Annotated in this window: 18 protein-coding genes; 6 read left to right on the plus strand and 12 right to left on the minus strand. The window is 67.1% G+C overall.

Annotated elements, in window-relative coordinates; translation table 11 throughout:
* Positions 1-75: 75 nt before the first annotated feature.
* A complete protein-coding gene (locus WI697_RS08575) occupies positions 76-966 on the plus strand; it encodes a YicC/YloC family endoribonuclease (RefSeq protein ID WP_014745372.1) in 891 nt (296 codons plus the stop codon).
* Between the two features lie 28 nt (positions 967-994).
* Complete coding sequence (gene gmk, locus WI697_RS08580) at positions 995-1,669, plus strand: guanylate kinase (protein WP_345958160.1); 675 nt, start codon at positions 995-997, stop codon at positions 1,667-1,669.
* 27 nt (positions 1,670-1,696) lie between these two features.
* On the opposite strand, the gene WI697_RS08585 is transcribed toward gmk, so the two are convergent.
* On the minus strand, positions 1,697-2,686 hold the full coding sequence (locus WI697_RS08585) for a calcium/sodium antiporter (RefSeq protein WP_345958161.1): 990 nt from the start codon (positions 2,684-2,686) through the stop codon (positions 1,697-1,699).
* A gap of 265 nt (positions 2,687-2,951) precedes the next feature.
* Between WI697_RS08585 and WI697_RS08590 the strand changes: the two genes are divergently transcribed.
* Complete coding sequence (locus WI697_RS08590; RefSeq protein WP_345958162.1) at positions 2,952-4,223, plus strand: calcium-binding protein; 1,272 nt, start codon at positions 2,952-2,954, stop codon at positions 4,221-4,223.
* Positions 4,224-4,518: 295 nt separating this feature from the next.
* On the opposite strand, the gene rsmA is transcribed toward WI697_RS08590, so the two are convergent.
* From rsmA to lptF, 6 genes are read right to left on the minus strand one after another with little or no spacing between them, the layout of a single operon-like run.
* A complete protein-coding gene (gene rsmA / locus WI697_RS08595) occupies positions 4,519-5,421 on the minus strand; it encodes a 16S rRNA (adenine(1518)-N(6)/adenine(1519)-N(6))-dimethyltransferase RsmA (protein WP_345958163.1) in 903 nt (300 codons plus the stop codon).
* Positions 5,422-5,435: 14 nt separating this feature from the next.
* Positions 5,436-6,470, minus strand: a complete 1,035-nt coding sequence (gene pdxA / locus WI697_RS08600; RefSeq protein ID WP_345958164.1) for a 4-hydroxythreonine-4-phosphate dehydrogenase PdxA — start codon at positions 6,468-6,470, stop codon at positions 5,436-5,438.
* Complete coding sequence (locus WI697_RS08605; protein ID WP_345958165.1) at positions 6,457-7,737, minus strand: peptidylprolyl isomerase; 1,281 nt, start codon at positions 7,735-7,737, stop codon at positions 6,457-6,459. The genes pdxA and WI697_RS08605 overlap by 14 nt, the downstream gene beginning before the upstream one ends.
* A 31-nt stretch (positions 7,738-7,768) precedes the next feature.
* Positions 7,769-9,961, minus strand: coding sequence for an LPS-assembly protein LptD (locus tag WI697_RS08610; protein ID WP_345958166.1), 2,193 nt, complete (start codon positions 9,959-9,961; stop codon positions 7,769-7,771).
* A 2-nt stretch (positions 9,962-9,963) separates the two neighbouring features.
* The gene (gene lptG, locus WI697_RS08615; protein WP_345958167.1) at positions 9,964-11,118 is read right to left on the minus strand and encodes an LPS export ABC transporter permease LptG; all 1,155 of its coding nucleotides are present in this window, start codon (positions 11,116-11,118) and stop codon (positions 9,964-9,966) included.
* Positions 11,115-12,254: an LPS export ABC transporter permease LptF gene (lptF, locus tag WI697_RS08620; RefSeq protein ID WP_062765200.1), complete on the minus strand. Its 1,140-nt coding sequence runs from the start codon at positions 12,252-12,254 to the stop codon at positions 11,115-11,117. The genes lptG and lptF overlap by 4 nt, the downstream gene beginning before the upstream one ends.
* A 319-nt stretch (positions 12,255-12,573) precedes the next feature.
* Here lptF and WI697_RS08625 point away from each other — a divergent pair, with 319 nt between their 5' ends.
* Together WI697_RS08625 and WI697_RS08630 are read left to right on the plus strand one after the other, a co-directional pair.
* A complete protein-coding gene (locus WI697_RS08625; RefSeq protein WP_345958168.1) occupies positions 12,574-14,058 on the plus strand; it encodes a leucyl aminopeptidase in 1,485 nt (494 codons plus the stop codon).
* Between the two features lie 17 nt (positions 14,059-14,075).
* Positions 14,076-14,555 (plus strand): DNA polymerase III subunit chi, encoded by a 480-nt coding sequence (locus tag WI697_RS08630; protein WP_345958170.1) that lies wholly within the window; start codon positions 14,076-14,078, stop codon positions 14,553-14,555.
* 11 nt (positions 14,556-14,566) lie between these two features.
* On the opposite strand, the gene WI697_RS08635 is transcribed toward WI697_RS08630, so the two are convergent.
* From WI697_RS08635 to WI697_RS08645, 3 genes are all read right to left on the minus strand, one after another.
* Positions 14,567-16,696 (minus strand): sensor histidine kinase, encoded by a 2,130-nt coding sequence (locus WI697_RS08635; protein WP_345958171.1) that lies wholly within the window; start codon positions 16,694-16,696, stop codon positions 14,567-14,569.
* Between the two features lie 138 nt (positions 16,697-16,834).
* A complete protein-coding gene (locus tag WI697_RS08640) occupies positions 16,835-17,098 on the minus strand; it encodes an usg protein (protein ID WP_062765190.1) in 264 nt (87 codons plus the stop codon).
* Positions 17,099-17,497: 399 nt separating this feature from the next.
* On the minus strand, positions 17,498-19,411 hold the full coding sequence (locus tag WI697_RS08645; RefSeq protein WP_296718625.1) for an ATP-binding cassette domain-containing protein: 1,914 nt from the start codon (positions 19,409-19,411) through the stop codon (positions 17,498-17,500).
* 256 nt (positions 19,412-19,667) lie between these two features.
* Here WI697_RS08645 and ndk point away from each other — a divergent pair, with 256 nt between their 5' ends.
* Positions 19,668-20,090 carry a nucleoside-diphosphate kinase gene (ndk, locus tag WI697_RS08650; RefSeq protein ID WP_014745359.1) on the plus strand — a complete coding sequence of 141 codons (423 nt, stop codon included), beginning with the start codon at positions 19,668-19,670 and terminating at the stop codon, positions 20,088-20,090.
* A gap of 92 nt (positions 20,091-20,182) precedes the next feature.
* Here ndk and purN read toward each other — a convergent pair whose 3' ends face one another.
* Both purN and purM read right to left on the minus strand, forming a co-directional pair.
* On the minus strand, positions 20,183-20,848 hold the full coding sequence (gene purN, locus WI697_RS08655) for a phosphoribosylglycinamide formyltransferase (protein ID WP_062765184.1): 666 nt from the start codon (positions 20,846-20,848) through the stop codon (positions 20,183-20,185).
* Positions 20,821-21,945, minus strand: coding sequence for a phosphoribosylformylglycinamidine cyclo-ligase (gene purM / locus WI697_RS08660; protein ID WP_345958172.1), 1,125 nt, complete (start codon positions 21,943-21,945; stop codon positions 20,821-20,823). The genes purN and purM overlap by 28 nt, the downstream gene beginning before the upstream one ends.
* Between the last annotated feature and the right edge of the window lie 289 nt (positions 21,946-22,234).

Raw genomic sequence — 22,234 nt, forward strand, 5'->3', positions numbered from 1 at the left:
CGGGGGCGGGACGGGTTCGTATAGTCCGCCCGTCCGACCCGCCCCTGATCATCGCTCATCCTCGGGAGATTGGCCATGGCGCTTGCCAGCATGACAGGATTCGCCCGCGCCGATGCAGGCGATGCCCGCTATGGCTGGAACTGGGAAGTCAAGAGCGTCAACGGCCGCGGGCTGGACCTGCGGATCCGGCTGGCGCCCGGTTTCGACCAGCTGGAACCGGTCGTCCGCAAGGTCGCCCAGGACCGCATCCGCCGCGGCCATGTCAGCGTGCAGCTGGGCCTGGTGACCCATGCCCGGGGCGCGCGTCTTCGCATCGATCCCGAGGTCGCCGACGGGCTGGGCGAGGTTCTGACCGAGCTTCAGCGACGCTTTCCCAAGGCGAAGGTGCCGCGGCTCGACGGCCTGCTGCGGGTGCCCGGCCTGCTGCAGATGGTGGAGCAGGAGGAGAGCGAGGCCGTTCGGGCGGCGCGGGAGCATGCGATGACCGAGAGCCTGATCGCCGCCTTCGATCGTCTGGTCATTGCCCGCGCCCAGGAAGGGGCGGCCCTGACCCGGTTGCTGACCGAACATGTCGATGCGATCGAGGGGCTTGTGACCGAGGCTGCCGGCCTGGCCGCCACCCAGCCTGCGACCATCCGTGCCCGGCTGGAGGAACAGCTGCGCAGCCTGCTGCAGGACCGCGCGGGTGCTGCCGAAGACCGGATCGTTCAGGAAGCCGCGATGCTGGCCGCCAAGGCCGATATCCGCGAAGAGCTGGACCGGCTGGTCGCCCATGTCGCCCAGGCACGGGAACTGATGGCCGCCGACGAGCCGGTCGGGCGCCAGCTCGATTTCCTGGCGCAGGAATTCAACCGTGAGGCCAATACGCTGTGTTCGAAATCTTCCGACACGGCGCTGACGCGGATCGGACTTGCCCTCAAGACCCGGATCGATCAGCTCCGCGAGCAGATCCAGAACGTCGAATGAGCTTCGACATCACCGCCTCTCAGGGACCATGCTGCCGATGACCGACACCACCGCCGCACGCCGCGCCCCTCATGATCGCCGGCGTGGCTTGATGCTGGTGCTCTCCTCGCCTTCGGGCGCCGGCAAGACCACGCTGTCGCGCCGCCTGCTGTCGCAGGACGACGACATCACGCTGTCGGTCTCGGTGACCACCCGCCCGATGCGCCCGGGCGAGGTGGACGGCGTCGACTATCACTTCATCGATCGCGCGAGTTTCGATCGCATGGTGGCCGAAGAGGCGCTTCTTGAGCATGCGACCGTGTTCGAAAACAGCTATGGCACACCGCGGGCCGCGGTAGAGGCGACGCTGGCCGACGGCCGCGACGTTCTGTTCGACATCGACTGGCAGGGCACCCAGCAGCTGGCCGATCGGGCGCGCGACGACCTTGTGACCGTCTTCATCCTGCCGCCCTCGATCGCCGAACTGGAGCGCCGCCTGACCACCCGGGCCCAGGACAGTGCCGAGGTGGTGGCCAAGCGCATGGCCAAGGCGGCGGATGAGATGAGCCACTACGCCGAATACGACTATGTGCTGGTCAACGAGGATGTCGACCGTACTCTGGCGGATCTGGAGGCGATCCTCAGGGCGGAGCGCCTGCGGCGCCGACGCCGGCTCGGCCTCAGCGGCTTCGTGAATGCGATGCGCGAGGGCGCCGGCCGCTGAGAAAGCGCGCCGGTACCTCGACGCATATCAGGCGAGCCCCAGCGCCCCGCGGATACCGGGTGAGAGCTGGGCCGCCAGATAGACCAGATAGGCGGCAAGGAAGATGCCGGATTCCCGGCGTCCGATGCGCCAGCCGGTCCAGGCGAAGAAGAGCAGCAGAACGGTGGCTGCGGCCATCGCCCAGAGATCCAGTGCCAGCACCTCGGGCGGAATCGGGATCGGCTTGACCAGGGCGGTTACGCCGGCGATGCCCAGGATGTTGAAGAGATTGCTGCCGATGACGTTGCCGAAGGCGACGTCGCCATGGCGGCGGATCGCGGCCATCACCGAGGTGACCAGTTCGGGCAGCGAGGTGCCGATCGCGACCAGGGTGAGGCCGATGACGGCTTCCGACATGCCGAATTCGCGGGCGATCTCCACCGCCGACCCCACCAGGAAGTCGGCCCCGAGCATGACGCCCGCGATACCGATCGCGGTGATCAGCAGCCCCTTGGGCAGGCTCATGGCCTTCACCTGCGGCTCGTCCGAAACGAAATCCGCCTCGGCTGCATGCATGCGGGCTGCAGCGTCGTTGCTTCGCCGGTCGGAGATGTAGCTGAACAGCGTGTAGCCGGCGAGGCCGACGAGAAAGATCACGCCGGCTATCCGGCCAAGCTCGCCGCCCAGGCAGGCGACGATGAAGGCGATGGTGGCGAGGGCGAGCGCGGTACCGTCGCGGCGGAAGGCGGACGGGTTCACGACCACCGGCAGGATCAGCCCCGAGACGCCGAGGATCAGCAGGATGTTGGCGAGGTTGCTGCCAACCACATTGCCGATCGCGATCCCCGGCGCGCCTGCAAGGGCGGCCTGAAGGCTGGCGACCAGTTCAGGGGTCGAGGTGCCGAAGCCGACCAGCGTCAGGCCGATCACCATGGGAGAGATGCCGAGACGGGTGGCGGTACCGACGGCGCCGCGCACCAGCAGTTCGCCACCCAGGAACAGAAGTCCAAGGCCGGCAGCGAGCAGAAGATAGGTCATGCGGTCTCCGGTCGAGAGGGAGGCCGGACGTGGCCGGTGCGAATGTCGGTGACACGGCCGGAATATTCAAGGGCCCCCCAATTCAGGGGGCAGACGTGCCCTGCCATTCAGCTTCATGTGTTGAAGGCGCAAGCGCCTTGCCGGGTGCCTCGACGCCATGTGGCGGTAAACATATTCATCGACAGCCCGAGGGGGTGTCGGCAGGCGGTGCCGCGCGCGCTCGTCTGCGATGCCGGCGCGTCCGGGCCCATGGAGTACGACGATCATGGCGGATGTGGCCGCGAACACGAGCACCACGGCGAATTTCGCCGTCGGGGCCAACAGCATGCAGTATTCCGGGCGGTTCGAGACCGCGGGCGATGTGGACTGGATCCGCCTCAGCCTGACCGCGGGAACGGTGTATCGCTTTTACGGGTCCGCACAGACCGACGCCAACCCGGATGCCGGCGACATTCTGATGTATCTGCGCCGGCCCGACGGCACCCATATCCTCTCCGACGGCGAGGACGGGGTCGGCCTCAATGCCTACTTCGAATATGTGCCGGCGACCTCGGGGACGTATTATCTGGCGGTCGCGGAGTACGAAGAGGTACCGGGAACCTATGACGTGACCGTCCTGTCCTTTTCCGGTGCCCAGTCGGCAGCCTCGCCGGATCAGTTTCTGACCAGCGGTGGTGACAGCGCCGTCTCGTCCGGCAGCGATGCAGTCCGGATCGCCGGGCAGGGCAACGACTATCAGAACAATTTCTTCCGTATCCTCGGCGAACAGGGCAACGACTCGCTCTGGGGCGATGATCGCGTCAACGTCATCTCCGGAGGTTTGGGAGATGACGTGGTGTTCGGCCGTGGCGGTTCCGATGAGATATGGGGGGGCCCGGGCAATGATCTTCTGAACGGGGATGGCGGCAACGATCAGATCTCTGCCGATGCAGGGGACGACGAGGTCAATGGTGGCGAGGGCGATGACTATCTTGCCGGCCATCTGGGTGAAGACACGCTCAGGGGCGGGAACGGGTACGATCTGTTGACCGGTGGCGCCGATGATGACCGATTGGACGGCGGGGCGCTCGACGATCAGCTCTATGGCGATGACGGCGACGATTTCCTGATCCCCGGCACCGGAAATGACGATGTGGAAGGTGGCCCCGGCGTTGATCTGATCTATTACGGCGACAATTCCGGTCCGGTGCACGTCAATCTTGTTCAGGACGTCACCACTGACACGAATGGCAAGATCGACCAGTTGACCGGCATCGAGGCCGTCTGGGGATCTCCCTTTGCGGATAGGATCAGAGGCGATGCCGCCATCAATCGACTGCTTGGTCAGAATGGCAATGACGTGCTCGAGGGGTTTGGCGGTGGAGATGAACTGGTAGGTGCCGCCGGAGACGACGTGTTGCGAGGCGGTGGAGGGGCAGACCGGCTTGACGGCGGTGCCGGCGTTGATGCGGTGAGCTACACGGACTCAGCCGCGGCGGTACAGGTCGACTTGAGCCTCGGGACGGGGGCTGGGGGGATGCCGCTGGGGATCTGCTGACCTCTATCGAAATTGTCCACGGCACGACGCTGGCAGACAAACTGTCCGGCACGTCTGGGGGGAGACCCTCAGAGGGTTCGGCGGTGATGATGTCCTCAGAGGGCGTGGTGGCGCCGACCTGCTGGAAGGGGTGCCGCCGGAGCGCTGACGGTCGAAGTTCAGGATGCCTCGACGTCGCTGGTTCTGATCGACATCAATGGTGATCTGGTCGCGGAGATGGCGATTCTCGTACGAGGCATGGGCTCAGGACTCGCGGAGGATTTCGCGCTGTGACCCGAGGGCGCTGGTCGTTTGTTTACGTCCGATCAGCCAATGCCCTGGCCAATGCGCAAAAGCCTTCCACTGATACCGTCTCAGCTCGCCGGGTGGACTCAATGCCGGCCGCAGCCAGAAGGCCTTCTGCGTCTCCCAGCACCTTGAGGCTCTGACGGAGCATTTTGCGCCGCTGTCCAAAGGCAGCGGCTGTCACAGCCGACAATGACTTTAACTCTGCGGGGGCCAGCGGTTCGGGGCGGGTCTCGAAGACCAGCACGGTCGAGGTCACCTTGGGCGGGGGCGTGAAGGCACGCGGGCCGATATCGAAACCCTTGTAGATGCTGAAGCGCCATTGTGCCAACACCGACAGCCGGCCGTAATCCTTGCCGCCCGGACAGGCGGTCAGCCGGTCTGCGACCTCCTTCTGGTACATCAGCACCATGCCGGCGATGCGTTCCGGCCGCTCGGCCCATTGAACGGTCAGCTGCGTGGAGATGTTGTAGGGCAGGTTCGAGGCGATCCAGCAGCGCCCGTCGTCGCCGACCGCGTCGAGCAGGCTTCCGGGATCCATCGCCAGGGCATCGGCTTCGATGATGGAAAAGCGGCCGGGACAGGCATCGATCAACGGCTGCAGTGCCTGGACGGCACGGCCGTCGCGCTCAATCGCGATCACGCGGGCGGCAGGGCCGGCGAGCAGGCCGCGGGTCAGGCCGCCCGGCCCGGGGCCAACTTCAATGACGGTGCGACCGGCAACCCCGTTCTCACCCTCTGCCAGCTTCGCGATCCGGCGGGTGAGGTTGAGGTCGAGAAGGAAGTGCTGACCCAGCGATTTTCGCGCGTCGAGGCCCGCGGCCGCGATCACATCCCTGAGCGGGGGCAGGGCGTCGAGCGCCGATGTCGTATCGCGCACCGCAGCGGTGTCGGCCGGAGGCGTGGAGGTCATGACGGCTCTGTAATTCAGGCAGAAGGGGAGATACGGGCCCGCGCGGCAGCCATGGTGCCGGCAAGGCGGATGGCGGCGGTCAGGCTGTCGACACGGGCCGTGCCACGGCCTGCAAGATCGAGCGCCGTGCCGTGATCGGGCGAGGTTCGCACGATCGGCAGGCCCAGCGTCACATTGACGCCGCCATGGAAGTCCAGGGTCTTGGCCGGGATCAGCACCTGATCGTGATACATGCCCAGAACCGCGTCATAGCCCGCCCGGGCCTCTTCGTGAAAGAGGGTATCGGCCGGCAGCGGCCCCCGGGCATCGATACCGGCTGCCTTCAGCCGCTCGATCGCCGGGGCGACGATCTCGATATCCTCCCGGCCGAGCGTGCCGTCTTCGCCTGCATGCGGGTTGACGCCGGCAAGGGCGAGCCGAGGCCGGGCGATGCCGAAATCCCGGTGCAGGGCCTCGGCGGTGATGGTGGCGGTCTCGACGATCAGGTCAGGCGTCAGCAGGGCCACCGCCCGGACCAGGGCCTCGTGAATGGTCACAGGCACGACCCGGATGGCGGGGCTTGCGATCATCATCACCGGCCGCATGCCGCCACCACACCGGGCGGCGAGGTATTCGGTATGGCCGGGATAGGGAAAGCCCGCGTCGTAGAGGGTCTTCTTCTGGATCGGATTGGTCACCACGCCATCGACCGCGCCCGCCATGGCGAGGTCTACAGCGTGGTCGAGTGCCTCGACCACTGCCCCGGCATGGGCGGGATCAGGGCGCCCCGGGGTGGCAGGCGAGGGAAGTCGGACGGGCAGAACCGGCAGGGCGTCGTCGAAAGCCGTCAGGGCGTCGCTGGCCGACGCAATCTCGCGGATCGGCACCTGCCATCCAAGCTTGCGTGCAATCCCGGCCAGCCGGTCGGGGTCGTCGAGGGCAAGGAAGGCCGGCAGGGCGAGATCCGCCCGGCGCATCCAGGCGGCGAGGGTCAGCTCGCCGCCGATGCCGGCCGGCTCTCCCATGGTGACGGCCAGGGGCCGCCTTGGGGCATCATCAGACGCGGACATCGATGAACGCCTGGCGGCGAAGGTCGTGCAGATGGCGCTGGGCCATCGTGTCGAGCCGCTGGCGGATCAGCGCCTCGCGAATGGTATCGCGGTCCGGAAGCCCGGCGATGTCGCCACTGCGGTCGCAGACCACGAACACGCGCACCATGCCACCACCGGTAATCGGCCCGGAAACCTCGCCGGGGCCCAGATTGATCACCGCCTGACGCAGCGCCGGCGCCAGATCCCCGACCTTCAGCCGACCGAGATCGGTGGTCGGATCCGCGCCCAGATCCCTGGCGATGCCGTCCACTGCCTCGCAGGAGGACAGATCGGCCGTGGCCGCCTGCAGCCGCTCGGTGGCGGCACGCTGGGCCGCCGGGTCGTCGCCGGTTTCAAGCGCGATCTGTTTCAGCGCGATTTCGATCTGCGAGGCGTCGCCGCCCGTCACCTTGCGGGTGTCGGCGACCGCCACGATGTGATAGCCCTCGGGCGTGCGGATCGGCGTCGAGACGGTGCCGGCCTGGGCATTGGCAAGGAAGGCGTCGATCTCCGGCGCCAGCTGACCGGGCAGAACCCAGCCGACATCACCCGACTGCTGGGCGGTGACGCCATCGGAAAACTCGCGCGCCAGCGCCGAGAAGGGGGCGCCTGCCTTCAGCTGCTCAAGCAGCCGCTCGGCATTCTGGCGCACCTCGGCCTCGCGCTGCGGGTCGGGCACGCTCAGCACGATTTCGAGCACGCGATACTCGGTCTGGCCGGCATTGGCGCGGATGCGATCGAGCACCGCGTTGATTTCATCCTCGCCGACCACGATCCGCGGCCGCACCTCGCGCGCGACCACCTTTTCCCACGCGATTTCCGAGCGCAGACGGTCGATCACCGTGGAGGGCACGATGCCCTGAGCCCGCAGCCCCTGCTCCAGCGTGCCGGGCGCGAAGTTGTTGCGGGTCTCGATCTGCGCCTCGGCGCGCGACAGCTCGTCGGCGGTGACGTTGAGACCCAATCGACGGGCGGCCTGAAGCTGCAGGCGCTCGTCGATCAGCTGACGGAGGATCTGTGGCGCAAGGCGCTGACGGGTCTGCTGATCGTCCGGCAGCCGGGAGGTCTTGACGACCATGTCCATGCGGGCGGTCAGATCGAACACCGAGACGATATCGTCATTGACGACGGCCGCGACCCGGCCCGCCGTCTGCGCGAGCGCCGTGCCGGGCCCTGTCGCCACCACCCCGCCCAATGCGGTGGTACCGGCGAAGGCGGCCAGGAGCAGAATGCGCAAGGGCTTCATCGAACGTCCTCTGTGCTCGTTCGTGTGCATGTCAGTAGGTTCCGCCCAGGGTGCGCAGCACCACCCGGACCAGCACATCGGTGGAGGGCTGGATGTCCCGGTCGCGCGAGAAGCTGCGCCGGACTTCGGAAACGATATAGAGGCAGTTGTCGAGATCGACGGCGAAGCCCGCCCCATGATTGATCGAGCGGTCATTCTCCAGATCGCGGCGCAGGCTGCCGAAGATCTTGAAGTCGTCCGTAATATCGTAGCCGGCGCTGAAATACACCTCCTCGCGGTCGGTGTAATCCTCGGTGACTTCACGCTCATCGGCCCTGAGGAGCGTATAGGACAGATCGAAACTCGCCCGGTCAACGATCCAGGCCGCGCCCAGGTCGGTGCGGCGAGGTTCGAAAGTGTCCTTGTCGAAGCGGAACCGGTAATAGAGATCGAGGTTCGGGTTCGGCGTGACCACCACCCGGCCCACATAATCGGAAACCTTGTCCTCGAGCCCGCTGCCGGGCGCGAAGGTGTCGTCGGCCTTGGCCCTGAGCGACTGACCCACCAGACCGGTGATCTGTCCACCATCGCCGGTGTAATGGCCCACCCGCAGGCCGTAGCTGACGCGCGGCCCGCCTTCGACGCGGTCATAGCCTGAGAAGCGCTGGGTCGAGAACAGGTTGGTCTCGTCGAACTCGAAATCGCGGCTGTCCTCGTTGGGGATCTTCCACGAATTGCCGCCATAGGGGCTGATCACCCCCATCACGATCGGTTCGATCATCTGCCGGGTCTCGCCGTCGGAGCGAACCATCGGCAGGCGCCAGTCCAGCGCGATCTCGGGCAGGATACGGCCGGCGGTGCCGTTGAAGCTGCGGCCGTCATCGGTCAGGTCGTCGACCACATATCCGTCGCCCCGCAGATTGGCGGTCAGCGTGTACACCCCGCCTTCGCCGCCGATATAGCTGCGATTCCACCCGCCGCCCACCGTGGCGCGATAGCTGTCGGTCCCGTCCTGACGCGACAGGCCGGCAAAGCTCGACTCCATCCGCCACTGACCACCCAGCGGGGCCATGCCGGGCGCGCCGAGGCGGCTCCATTGCGCCATCGGCAGGGCTGTCGGCAGCTCCGATTGACGCTGCGTGCTGCGGAGGCCCTGGAACCAGTAGCCGGCAATCTGAGCGTAATCCCGGCGGTTCAGCTCTTCGGCGTAAAGGGTGGAGGTCAGGGTTTCACGGTTGGTGATGTCGTAGACCCGCAGCACCGTGTCGTCGCCGGCCCAGATACCGTCAAAGCCCCATCGCCAGGTATCGGTCAGATCGAAACGTCCGCGGCCGGCGATGTAGCCGCGGACATTGTCGCGCGCGACATCGTCCGTTGCATCGGCGATCATGCCTTCCAGCGCATAGGCCCCGTTGTCCAGGGCCCGCCGGTATTCGGCACTGAGGCCTGCACCCTGGTCGGTGGTCCACATCGGCGTGACCGTGGCATCGGTCGCGGGGTCGATCACGATGTAATAGGGGATGTCGATCCGGCTGCCGAGCGTGCTGTTCGAGCGATAGGTCGGCGCCAGCACGCCGCTGCGGCGATCGACCGTCGGGTCCGGATGGCTGAAATAGGGCGTATAGGCGATCGGCACGCCCAGCAGTTCCAGCGTCGCATCGCGATAAACGATGTCGCGGGTCTGCTCGTCATGGGTGACCTTGTCGGCCTTGATCTGCCAGAGCGCCGGCCGGTCGGGCTTGTCCTCGCAAAGTTCGCAGGCGGTATAGGCCGCCTTGTCCATCTGCGTGAAGCGGCCTTCCCGGGTGCTGCCGGCGGCAACCAGAAGCGTCTGGTCGGCGAGCCGGGCCTTGAGATCGCGGGCGATGCCCTTCGCGAAGCCTTCATCCAGCTGGGCATAGCTTGCGAACATGACCGAGCCGTCAGGCTCGACCATCGCCACATTGCCCTGCGCCGTGACGATACCGTCGCGCCGGTTGTAGGTCAGGCTGTCGGCCCTGACGATCCGGTCGCCCTGGGCGACCTCGACATTACCGCGCGCGATCACGAGCTCCAGCTCGCGCGCATACTCCACCTCATCCGCCTGAAGCAGGATCGGCTCGTCGGAGGCAAGAGAGGGCAGGGCCTGGGCGTGGGCCGGATCAGGCAGGGCGCTCAACACGACGACGGCGGCTGCGGCCAGAAGATCGGCGCGCAGGCGATCGAGCGTGGAGCGGCGGCGGGTGGAAGCAGGTCCGGCGACCAAGGCTAGCCGTCCTCCAGATGCAACAGGGTCGCTATGCCGAACAGCGCCGCAACGCCGGCCGGAGTCCAGGCGGCCAGCACCACCGGCAGGCCTCCGGATTGGCCGAGAGCATAGACCACGCCCGTGAGGAAATACAGCAGGAAGCCGGTGAAGACACCGCCGGCAATGGTGATGCCGGCACCGCCCCTGCGGGTGAAACGCAGACCGAAAGTTGCCGAGATGATGACCATGGCCATCATCAGCAATGGCAGGGCCAGGACCGAGTGCCAGTAGAGCCGATGCTGCAGCGCACTGAAGCCCGCATCCCTGAGCTGCGCGATGAAGCTCGGCAGCGCCCAGAACGACATGGTTTCGGGATTGGCGAAGCTGTCCAGGATCTGCTCGCGCGTCATCTGGGTCGCCTGTTCCAGGCTGTCGACCCGTTCCGGCATCTGGTCGGGCGCCGAAACGATCGCATTCTCGACGTGCCAGACCTGATTGCCCAACGTCGCACGGGCTGCGTCGATCCGGTCGCGGAAGGTCTCGTCCGGCCCGTAGCGGAAGATCGTGACATTACCGAGATCGGTGCCCGCAGCGGCCATGCGGGTGGCATGGATGACCACCGGCGCGCCGTCCAGCCGCTCGCGCAGCCACAACCCGCCGGGACCGACCGACAGAAGACTGCTGTGGCCGCCGATATATCGGGCGTCGAGCGATTCGTATCTGGAGGTCATCATGGCGGCGAGAGGATTGAAGATGGCGACCAGGAACGCCCCCAGCAGCAGGGCTACCCCGACGGGCGGCGCCATGAACTGCCAGACGGACACACCAGCCGCCCGCGCCACCACCAGTTCGTTCGTGCGGGTGAGGCGCGAGAAGGTGATCATGCCCCCGATCAGCACCGCGAAAGGAGCGATCTTCTGCAACTGAAACGGGTTTTTGAGGATCGCCATCCCGATCAGCGTCGTGACCGGTACATCGTCTCCGGCGGCCCGGCGCAGCAGTTCGATGAGGTCGACCACCAGCACCAGACCCATGACCACGGCAAGTACCAGCCCGACCGAATTCAGCATATGGCGGGCAAGATAGAGGCTGAGTGTGGTGGACACATGCCGGCGCGGGGTCGAAGGGGCCCGGCCTGCCCGCACGCGGCCGACATTGGATGATGGCTGCGTCATGCCCGGGCCTCCTCGGCCATCCCGTCAGGGGCCTGGGGCGGAATCCGCCGCGGATGGCGCCCCAGCATGAGCCAGAGGGCGATGGCTGCGGCGCCGAAAATCGAGAGATAAAGCGGGATGGCGGCAAGCGGCGCCGTGACGATTGCCGAGGTCAGCATGATACCGGCGAGCTGTACGGCAATCATCGCCGTCGCGGCCACCGCCACCCTGGTCCATCGGCTCCGTCGGGAAAATTCGCCGGCAAGCAGGGGGCCGAGGGCAATCAGGGTGAAGGCGAGATTGTAGAGCGGCCAGGCCAGGCGCTGATGCAGCTCGCTGCGCAACTCGCCGCGGAACTTCTCTGAAATGCCGGCCTCGGGGTTCAGAAGCTGCGACAGATAACGCTCGCGCCGGTCCGGTGCACCGGGGGCCGCATCGCCCGCAACGAGTGCCAGGTCGACGGTGTAGCGGTCGAAATAGAGAAAGCTGACCCGCCCGTCGGGGCTGCGTTCCTGCCGGTTGCCGTCGACCAGCACGATCCGCTGGCCGGTATCGGTGGCGACCAGGCCGCCCCTTGCCGCCATCATCGTGACCGGGGCGGCCTTGTTGCGCTCGTCCTGCACCAGAATGCCCGCCAGTTCGCCCGAGGGCAGGCGCTCGCGGACGAAGACCGTCAGCCCCGGCACCGGCGAGTTGAACCGCCCTTCCTGGAGCAGCACGGCGGCCACATCGCTGCGGATCGAGATCTGGAGTTCCCGGAAATCCCGGGTGAAGGTCGGGACGATGTAGAGCGACAGCAGATACCCGATCAGGGTGAAGACCCCGGCCAGCATCATCGCCGGCCGGATCAGCGCCCATGGCCCCAGGCCGGCGGCCCGCAGCACCACCAGTTCCCGGTCCGAGATCAGCCGGGAATAGACCGTCACCACCGCGCAGAACAGGGCGATCGGCATGATGATGGTCAGGAAAGTGGGCAGCAGCAGAATGGTGAGCTGAACGAAGACCAGTGCCGAAAGACCGCGGTTGACGATCAGATCCAGGAAGCGCACCGACTGCGTCAGCCAGACCACTGCGGCAAGGCCTGCGGTGATGGCGAGCGCCGGCAGCAGCAGCTGTCTGAACAGATAGCGGGTGGCAAGCGGCATGTAACCCGGCATGGAACCCCTGGGCTGGGAAGCGGCTTCACCGTCCATCCCCGGGCGATGACCGGGTGCGGCGAGAGATGCGGAACGGGCGGGTCGTGATGTGTCCTGCGGCAGGATGCAGAGACACCGCCCGCCGGGCGCAACTTATCTTGGCCGACGCCCAGGGTCCAGTGCCCGCCTTCGGGGAGGGCCGTATCGGATATGCGTCACCGGTCTTCTGCCGGAGGGACACACCGCCTATATTGCCCGGAGGCACCCGTTGGAGAGCGGTCCGCACCAGGATCACCTTCAGGCGTGTCCGAGCCATGCACAGGAACCCGGAGAGGCAGGCATGACCATCAGCTTCGCGACGTCGTCGATTCCAGCCGACGGCACACTCGTTCTTCCCGTCTCCGAAGGTCGGGCGCTGACGCCCGCGGGGCAGGCGGTCGACGAGGCGACCGGCGGCGCGCTGGGCCGGGCCATGGCGGCCGCCCGTTTCGAAGGCAAGGCCGAGCAGCAGGCCGTCGTGCTGGCGCCACATGGCGTGGGGCTCGATCGGGTCGTTCTGCTCGGCATCGGTAAGGCCGGAGAGTTCGATGCGCTGAAGGCGCTGAAGCTCGGGGGCAGGGCGGTGCGCTCGGCCGCCGGTGCTGCGGCGATCGCCGTCGATATTTCCGGGCTCGACGGAGATCAGGCGGCGCTTGCGGCCGAGGTCGCGCTGGGCGCCCGGTTGCGCGCCTGGCGGTTCGACCGCTATCGCAGCAAGAAGGAGGGTGACGACGCCCCGGTCGATCCGGCGGTGACGGTGATGAGCGGCGCCGGTGCCGAGGCTGCCGGGGCGTTCGAGGCCCGCAATGCCGCCGGCGACGGTGTCGATTTCACCCGTGAGCTGATCTCGGAACCCGCCAACATCCTCACGCCCCGCAATTTCATGGAGCGGCTGAAGGATCTGGCCCGGCTCGGCATCGATGTCGAGGTGCTGGATCGCGACCGCATGGCGGCGCTGGGTATGAACGCCCTGCTGGGCGTGGCTCAGGGCAGCGTCAACGAGCCCTATCTGGTGATCATGCGCTGGACCGGCCGCGAGGACGACGGCGATCCGGTGGCCTTTGTCGGCAAGGGCGTGTGCTTCGACAGCGGCGGCATCTCGATCAAGCCCGCGGGCGGCATGGAAGAGATGAAGTGGGATATGGGCGGCGCCGGTATCGTCGCCGGCCTGCTTCGCACGCTTGCCCAGCGCAAGGCGCGGGTGAATGTGGTGGGCGTGGTCGGCCTGGTCGAGAACATGCCGTCCGGGACCGCACAGCGGCCCGGCGACGTGGTGACCTCGCTCTCCGGCCAGACCATCGAGGTCATCAATACCGATGCCGAGGGCCGGCTGGTGCTGGCCGATGCGCTGGCCTATACCCGCGATCGCTTCAAGCCGTCCGCCATCGTCGATCTGGCGACCCTGACCGGGGCGATCATCGTGGCGCTGGGCACCTATAACGCGGGGCTGTTCGCCAATGACGATGGTCTGGCGAACGCCCTGCTCTCCGCCTCGGCCGCGACCGGCGAGGGGCTGTGGCGCCTGCCGCTGTCGGACGCCTATGACAAGGACATCAATTCCGACATCGCCGACATGAAGAATGTCGGCAAGGGACGGGATGGCGGCAGCATCACCGCGGCGCAGTTCCTGAAGCGGTTCGTGGGCGACACGCCCTGGGCGCATCTCGACGTGGCCGGCGTGGTCTGGGGCAAGGGTGACACCGATCTGGGGCCCAAGGGGGCCACGGGTTACGGCGTGCGCCTGCTCGACCGCCTTGTCGCCGACCGCTTCGAAGCCGGCGCGTGAGCGGCGGCGGAGAGGCGATGTCCGCCGATGCCGAGGCAACGCCCGCCGGGGTGGAGATCGCCTTTTATCATCTGACCGCGACCCCGCTCGAGCAGGCGCTTCCCGCGCTGCTCGAACGGGTGCTCGCCCGCGACTGGCGGGCGGTGCTGCGGGCGGGATCGGCGGAGCGGGTGAAGGCCCTGGACAGTCTGCTCTGGACCTATGATCCGGACAGCTTCCTGCCGCATGGCAGCCAGGGCGATCCCCTGCCGGAACGCCAGCCCGTCTGGCTGACGGCGGGGGATGATCTGCCCAACGATCCCCAGGTCCTTGTCCTGGTGGATGGCATGGATCATCCGGATCCGTCGGGTTTTGTCCGGGTGCTCGATCTCTTCGACGGACGGGACGACCTGGCGGTTGCGGCGGCACGCGACCGCTGGCGGGCCCGCAAGGCCCGGGGGTTCGCCCTGACCTACTGGCGCCAGCGGCCGGATGGCCGCTGGGAACGGGCCGCCTGATTGCGTGGCCGTCAGCCGGTCCGGTGGAGCGGCAGATCGATTCTGAAGCGGCTGCCGGCATCGGTGGTTTCCCACCAGATCAGCCCGCCATGACGCTCCACCACCGCCCGGGTGACCGCCAGACCGAAACCGATATCGCCCGGGCGCCGTGGTGGCGCCGACCGGTTGCCCGCAGGGCGGGGCATCGTCTCCATTGCCAGATTGGCGGCGCCGGGCTGTTCCACAGACATCCGGACCCGGTGATCATTCAGGCCCCAGGCCAGCCGGACGGCGGTGCGGCTTCCGATTCGCGGCTGCGGCCCCGCAACCTGATCGACGACGCCCAGCAGAGCCTGGGCCAGACGTTCCGGGTCCATCATCACCGTGGTGGCCTCTGCATGGCCCGTCTCATCGGTGGGGCCGCTGACCGTCAGCCCGACATGAGGCAGATCGCGGGCCCGGTGGGAGATGGTGGCCAGCAGATCCACCAGCCTTACCGGCTGACGCGCCAGGGTGAAGCTCCCAGTTTCCAGACGCTCCACATCGACCAGCCCGTCGATGACCGACGTCAGGCGATCGGCATTGCGCGAGGCCATCGCAAGCAGCGCAGTCAGTTGCGGGGGGACATCGCCGCCGACCCCGCTGTTTGCCAGGCGCAATGCACCGAGCAACGCCGTCGTCGGTGTACGCAGTTCGTGAGCCGCAGCCGCGATGAAGGCGGCCTTCAGCTTGTGGACGCGGTGGATTTCGCTGACATCGCGGATCAGGGCGATCACACCCCCGAAGCCGGCCGATGTTTCCCTGAGCGCGACGAAAGTCGCCTCGCCATCGCGGCCGGTGGGGCTGAAGCTCCCGTCGGGGCCGGGACGGGCGATCGGGAAGGCGCGCTCTGCGGTTTCGCAGCCGGACAGTTCGTCGAGCAGGGCACGGGTCATCTGCTCCGCATCTGACGGACGGAGCAGCAGCCCGATGGGTCGCCCTTCTATGGCCGCCGCCGACACGCCGTAAAGCTGTTCCGCCGCCGGGCTGACATCCATGATCCGGCCATCGGCATCGGCCAGCACCACACCATCCGTGAGGTGTTTGAACACCAGGGCCTGACGATGCCGTGCGTGTTCGGCGGCGACCAGATCCGTGACGTCGGCAACGGTCACGGCGCGCCCGCCATCGCTGCCGACACGCACTCTGAGCCGCAGCCAGCGCTCGTCGGCCAGCCTGACATCCAGGGCCGGAAGCAGCGCGCGTCCGGGCTCCGGCAGGCTGTCCAATACATGAAGCAGGCGTCGATGTGCGGTTTCCGGGTCGGCCGCACTGGCGGCCAGAGCGGCGGCCAGCAGCCCCGAGGGCTGGCCGCGGTGGACGGATGCCATGGTGCGGGGCAGATGGCTGCGCAGCCGTTCATTGGCAACGGTCACGCGGCCATTGCGATCGATGTGCAGAAAGCCGTCGGACATGGCTTCGATGGCGTCGCGCAGTCGCCCGCGGCTTGCGCGGAGCCTGAGCTGCATGATCACCGACAACAAAGCGAGACCGGTGACCGAGACCACGACCCCCGTCGCCGACAGCATGCTCATCGTCTGCAATGTCTGAAGTTCGGCGCGGGCCGCCATGCGGGCTTCGGCGGTCTTTTCTTCGATCCTTGGCAGCAGCCCTGCGAGCCGGGCGGCGATCGGGCGCAGTTCCCGGACCACCTCGCCAGGATCTGCCGTGCTGCCTGCCCGGCGAAGTGTGGCGCGCAGCGTGTCCAGGACCGGCCCGCCATCCGGCAGGGCGCGGACGATTGCGCCCATGCCGGTGCCGTCGATGGCGATCGTCAGCTCTCGGATATGATCGAGCCTGTTGCGCGTGATATCGGGCTCGTCGGGGACTGTCCGGTCCGCCGACGGAAGCCCCGCCACCACGGCCAGAATCGTGCGCTCAAGATCGCGGAGGGCGATCGCGGCACGCGGAAGATCGCCCGATGCCGCCGTGATGACGCCGCGGACCATCTCGTTGCTGCGCACGAGCCCCACGGCAAACAGCATCAGGGCCGCGAGCATGAGCCCGACCGCTACTGGCTTCAGCCAGACGATCACGGCGTCGACGGCGATCGGCGATCGTCTCCCGGCGCTTCGATGATCAGGTGCAGGGCGCGCTGCGGCGCCCGGCCGGTCTTCGGTCATGACAGCTTTCCGTCCGCGACCACATGCAGGCGCCTGCCGGCATGTGCCGTGGTGGGGGGCGGTGGTGATGACCGAAGGGATAAGCAAGTCCCGCGCCATGATCGTTCGGGCTGTGGCGATCTCAGCGCGGGCCGATGCCTATTGCAGGCGCCACACGCCGTCCAGGTGCCGCCAGCGTGCAGGTGCTGCCAGTGTTGAGTTGGCAACTGTTACCGAGTGAATACGGCCATCAATCTCGCGGGTCCAGAAATCCAGAAACGAGCGCAACTTCGGAAACCGGGGCGCGATGTCCAGGAACTGCCAGACAAAACTCTGAAGGACTGTCGGATGATCCGGCATGTGATAGAGAATCTCCGCAGTGGTGATGCGATTGTCGCGCAGGATAGCCTCAATCTCTTTCATGACAGCACTCCTTACGGGTGGAAGCATGCGAATTGAGCGGGGATCATCTGGATTATTTAGGATCGTCTCGCTGATGTGTTCAAGATGAAAAATACGGAGTGATGTCCGAAGACGAGGTCTTCCGATTATTGGCACTCGACGCCGGTTGCTGCTGATATGCAAGGAGTGAATAACGGCAGTCGAGAACCGTTATGACGTCTTGATGCAAAACGCGATGCATTCTGCAGCGCATGGGGTTGCGTCTCAGTCGCAGTCTGCAACGCAAAATCCACCCGTCGCGTCATGGACGCGTTTCGGGCGCGAACAAGCAGGCGCGGCAGGCGGCGTGGGCCGGCCTGCGCGCGGTGACGGCGATCGGATTGCGGAGGAGGGGATGCCGTCAACGCGGCATCCGTATTCTCAGGCGTCGGCCAATGCTTCGGCTTCCGCCGTCTCATAGGCTTCTGCAGCGGCAAGCCAGCGCTCTTCGGCGGCTTCGAGGTCGGCGTCGACCTTGCCCTTGGCCCGGGTCGCCTCAGCCACCTTGGCCTGTGGCCCGTCATAGAGCTTCGGGTCGGCCAGGATGGCAGCAAGACGGTCGCGTTCGCGGGTCAGCTTCTCGACCTCTGCTTCAGCTTTCCGGACCACATCCTTGAGCGGCTTCAGCTTTTCGCGCCGCTCTGCGGCGGCGCGGCGCTGGTCGCGACGTGTCGCCCTGGCGTCGGCGTCACCGGCAACACCGCCCCGGTCGGGGGTGGCGCGGGCGGTTTCCAGCAGCAGGCGACGATAGTCGTCGAGATCGCCCTCATAGGGGCGGCACCGGCCGTCGGCAACCAGCCAGAGGCGCTCGGCGGCAAGTTCGACCATGCGCCGGTCATGGGCGATGAAGACGACGGCACCGGAATAGTCGTTCACCGCCTCGATCAGCGCATCGCGCGCCTCGATGTCGAGATGGTTGGTCGGCTCGTCCAGCAGCAGCAGATGCGGTGCGTCGCGGGTGACGAGGGCAAAGAGCAGCCGGGCCTTTTCTCCCCCCGACAGCTGTTCCACCGGCGTATCGCCCCGCGCCTGGGTCAGGCCGAAGCGGCCCAGATGCGCCCGCACCTTGCTCTCATGCTGATCGGCCATCACCCGGCGCATATGCTGGAAGGCGGTTTCGCCCGGGATCAGCTCGTCGGCCTGATGCTGGGCGAAATAGCCGATTCTGAGCTTCGACGGCCGCACCATGCGGCCTGCACGCGGTTCCAGCCGGCCGGCAAGCAGCTTCATCAGCGTCGATTTGCCGTTGCCGTTGGCGCCCAGCAGGGCGATACGGTCGTCCTGGTCGATGCGCAGATTGATGCCTTTGAGCACCGGCGGCGCATCGCCATAGCCCAGCGTCACGTCGTCGATGGCGATCAGCGGCGGCGCCAGGGTCTCGGGCGAGGGGAAGGAGAAAGCAACTTCATAGGCGGGCGGCGGCGCATCGGCCGAGCCCAGACGCTCCAGCGCCTTCACCCGACTTTGCGCCTGGGCGGCCTTGGTCGCCTTGGCGCGGAATCGGTCGATGAAGGCCTGCAGTTTTTTCCGCTCGGCTTCCACGCGCTGGGCAGATTTTGCCGCGTGCTCGCGCCGCTCGGCGCGCTGGCGCAGGAACTGGTCGAAATTGCCGCGATAGGACACCAGCCGCCCGCCCTCGACATGGGCGATGCGGTCGGTGACGGCGTTCAGCAGGTCGCGGTCGTGGCTGACCACCACCAGGGTGCCCGGCCATGCGGCAAGATGGCTTTCAAGCCAGATCGTCGCTTCAAGGTCGAGGTGGTTGGTCGGCTCGTCGAGCAGCAGAATGTCGGCATTGGCGAACAGCGTGCGGGCGAGCGCGATGCGCATGCGCCAGCCGCCGGAAAAGCTTGAACAGGCCGCAGTCTGCATCGCCTCGTCGAAGCCGAGGCCCGAGAGGATGCGTGCCGCGCGCGCCGGGGCGGCATGGGCACCGATTTCGGCCAGCCGGGCATGGATTTCCGCCTGGGCCATGCCGTCATGGGTTGCTTCAGCCTCGGCCAGCCGCGTGAGCAGGCGTGCCCGTTCGACATCGGCGCCCAGCACATGTTCGACCGCACTGTCCGGCCCGCCCGGCGCTTCCTGGGCGACGGAGGCCATGCGCGCACCGGGGCGCAGCTCCACCGATCCCGCATCGGGGGAGATCTCGCCACGGATCAGGCGCAGCAGCGTCGACTTGCCGGCACCGTTCGGGCCGACGAGGCCGACCTTCTGGCCCTCGGAAATGGCGATGGTCGCGCCGTCGAACAGCGGCCGACCCTCGATGCGATAGACGAGATCGTTGATGTGCAGCATGGGCGATCACATAGCATGAGCTGCGAGGGCTGTCATCCGCTGCCGGAGGCGGGGGGATCGGTGTCGTGTCGGCGTCGTGTCGTCACGGAGCGGCGGTTGCCCCGGCCCCGGGAAACCGTTATAAGCCGGCTCGATCGCGGCATGTCGATGCGCGCCCGGCAACGGGCCGGTCGGGGTGGCCGCGGAGACCCGTCGGCGCCCGGGGGATGTCCCTGCGGCACCGCTTCCTTCCGCTTCCGAGAGACGAGTTCGAGACATGGCCACCGAGCGCACCCTGTCGATCATCAAGCCCGACGCCACCCGCCGCAACCTGACCGGCCAGATCAATGCCCGTTTCGAGGCGAAGGGTCTGCGCATCGTTGCCCAGAAGCGCCTGCAGCTGACCAAGGCCCAGGCCGAGGGCTTCTATGCCGTGCACAGCGAGCGCCCCTTCTTCAACGACCTCGTCGCTTTCATGATCTCTGGCCCGGTCGTGGTCCAGGTGCTCGAGGGCGAGAATGCGGTTGCCGCCAACCGCGAGATCATGGGCGCCACCAACCCGGCCAATGCCGCCGAGGGCACCATCCGTAAGGACTTCGCCGAGTCGATCGAGGCGAATTCGGTGCATGGTTCGGATTCGGCCGAGAATGCGGCGATCGAGATCGCCTACTTCTTCGCCCAGACCGAGATCGTCGGCTGATCCGACGCCTTCGGGACGAAGAAAAGGGCCGCGTGGCACAAGCCGCGCGGCCCTTTTCTTATCCATGACGTCCTATCAAGGACAGCCCGGCGTCAGCCGAGGGCGGGTGGCGAGATCAGCACCGAGTTGATCGCCACCGGATCGGTCAGGTGTTCGACCCGTCCGGTCTCTGCCAACCGTACGTCGCCGGCGGCAACCCAGCGCAGGGCGGCCGGATAGATCCGGTGCTCGGCGGCATGGATGCGCTTCGCCAGCGCATCATGATCGTCGCCGGGCAGTACCGGCACCGCCGCCTGAACCACGATCGGGCCGGCATCCATTTCGGGCACCACGTAATGCACCGAGACGCCGGTGATGCGCACGCCGGCCGCCAGGGCATCGTCGATCGCGCGTGCCCCCTTGAAGGCCGGCAGGATCGAGGGGTGGATGTTCAGCATCCGCCCGGTCCAGGCCTCGACGAAGGGGGCGGTGAGGATGCGCATGAAGCCGGCGAGGCAGACCAGATCGATCCCGCGCGCCTCAAGCTCGGCCTGGAGTGCGGCATCGAAGGCAGCCCGGTCGGGGAAGGCCTTGTGATCGATCACGACCGCTTCGATGCCAGCCGCGGCGGCGCGCTCCAGCCCGTAGACGCCGGGCTTGTTGGAGATCACCAGCCGGATCCGGGCCGGGTGGTCCGGATCGGCGGCGACCGCATCGATCAATGCCTGAAGGTTGCTGCCCGATCCGGAGATCAGGACGGCGACGTCACGCTTGGCCATGCGGCCTCCATGTTCTCGATCGCAACCAGGGCCTCGCCCGCCGCACGCGGCACCAGACGGCCGATCACGGCTGCGTCCTCACCGGCAGCACCCAGGGCCGCGACCACGGCTTCTGCCTCGGCTGCGGCAACCACGACCACCATGCCGATGCCGCAATTGAAGGTCCGGGCCAGTTCATGCCCCGACAGCCCACCGGTTTCCGCCATCCAGCGGAACACCGGCGGCAGCGTCCAGCGGGCGGCATCCAGATCGGCGCCGACGCCCTCGGGCAGCACCCGCGGGATGTTCTCCAGCAGGCCGCCGCCGGTGATATGGGCCAGCGCCTTCACCCTGCCGGCCCGGATTTCCGGCATCAGCGCCTTCACATAGATCCGGGTGGGGGTGAGCAGGGCCTCGCCCAGGCTGGCGGCTGCAGTCTCGAACGGGGCCGGCGCGGCATAGTCGAAGCCGCCATCGGCGACCAGCTTGCGGACCAGCGAATAGCCGTTCGAATGCACGCCCGACGACGCAAGCCCGATCACAACGTCGCCGGCACCGACATCGTCGCGCGGCAGCAGCGTACCGCGCTCGGCGGCACCGACCGAGAAGCCGGCAAGGTCGTAATCCGATCCGGAATAGAGGCCGGGCATCTCGGCGGTCTCGCCGCCGACCAGCGCGCAGCCCGCCTGATCGCAGCCTTCGGCGATGCCCCCGATCACGTCGGCCGCAAGCGGCACCGACAGCTTGCCGGTGGCGAAATAGTCCAGGAAGAACAGCGGCTCGGCACCCTGGACCACCAGGTCGTTCACGCACATGGCGACCAGATCGATGCCGATGGTGTCGTGACGGCCGACCGCCTCGGCGATCTTGAGCTTGGTGCCGACGCCATCGGTGGACGAGACCAGGATCGGATCCTTGAAACCCGCCGCCTTCAGGTCGAACAGCGCGCCGAAGCCGCCGATGCCGCCGGCAACGCCCGACCGCTTCGTGCGGGCGGCGGCAGGCTTGATCCGGTCGACCAGCGCATTGCCGGCGTCGATGTCGACGCCCGCATCGCGATAGCGGTCACGTGCCCCGGCAGGGGCGGCGGGGGTCTGTGCGGTGCGGTCGTCGCTCATCGAAGGCATCGCCTCTGAGTGTCGTGGTCCGGGGCAGCGGTCACGCGGCCGGTGCCGCGTGCTGCGGCAATCCCGTGTCGTGAAGCTGATTTCCGGGCGAGATGGTTTTCAGCGCGCCGGCTCTCGACTAGAGTTGCCGTCGAACAACAACGGCGGGCGGCCCGGCGGGCGGTCCGGCGCGGTGAACATACTGCAACGATCGGCGTTTGCAATGCTAGCAATGCAGCCAGGCCACGCTGTACCCGGCCTTTCCGCCTTCAATGGCGTCCGACCCGTGCTCCGGCGCCTT

The organism is Tistrella mobilis, from assembly GCF_039634785.1.
In the GTDB taxonomy this organism is placed as follows: domain Bacteria; phylum Pseudomonadota; class Alphaproteobacteria; order Tistrellales; family Tistrellaceae; genus Tistrella; species Tistrella mobilis.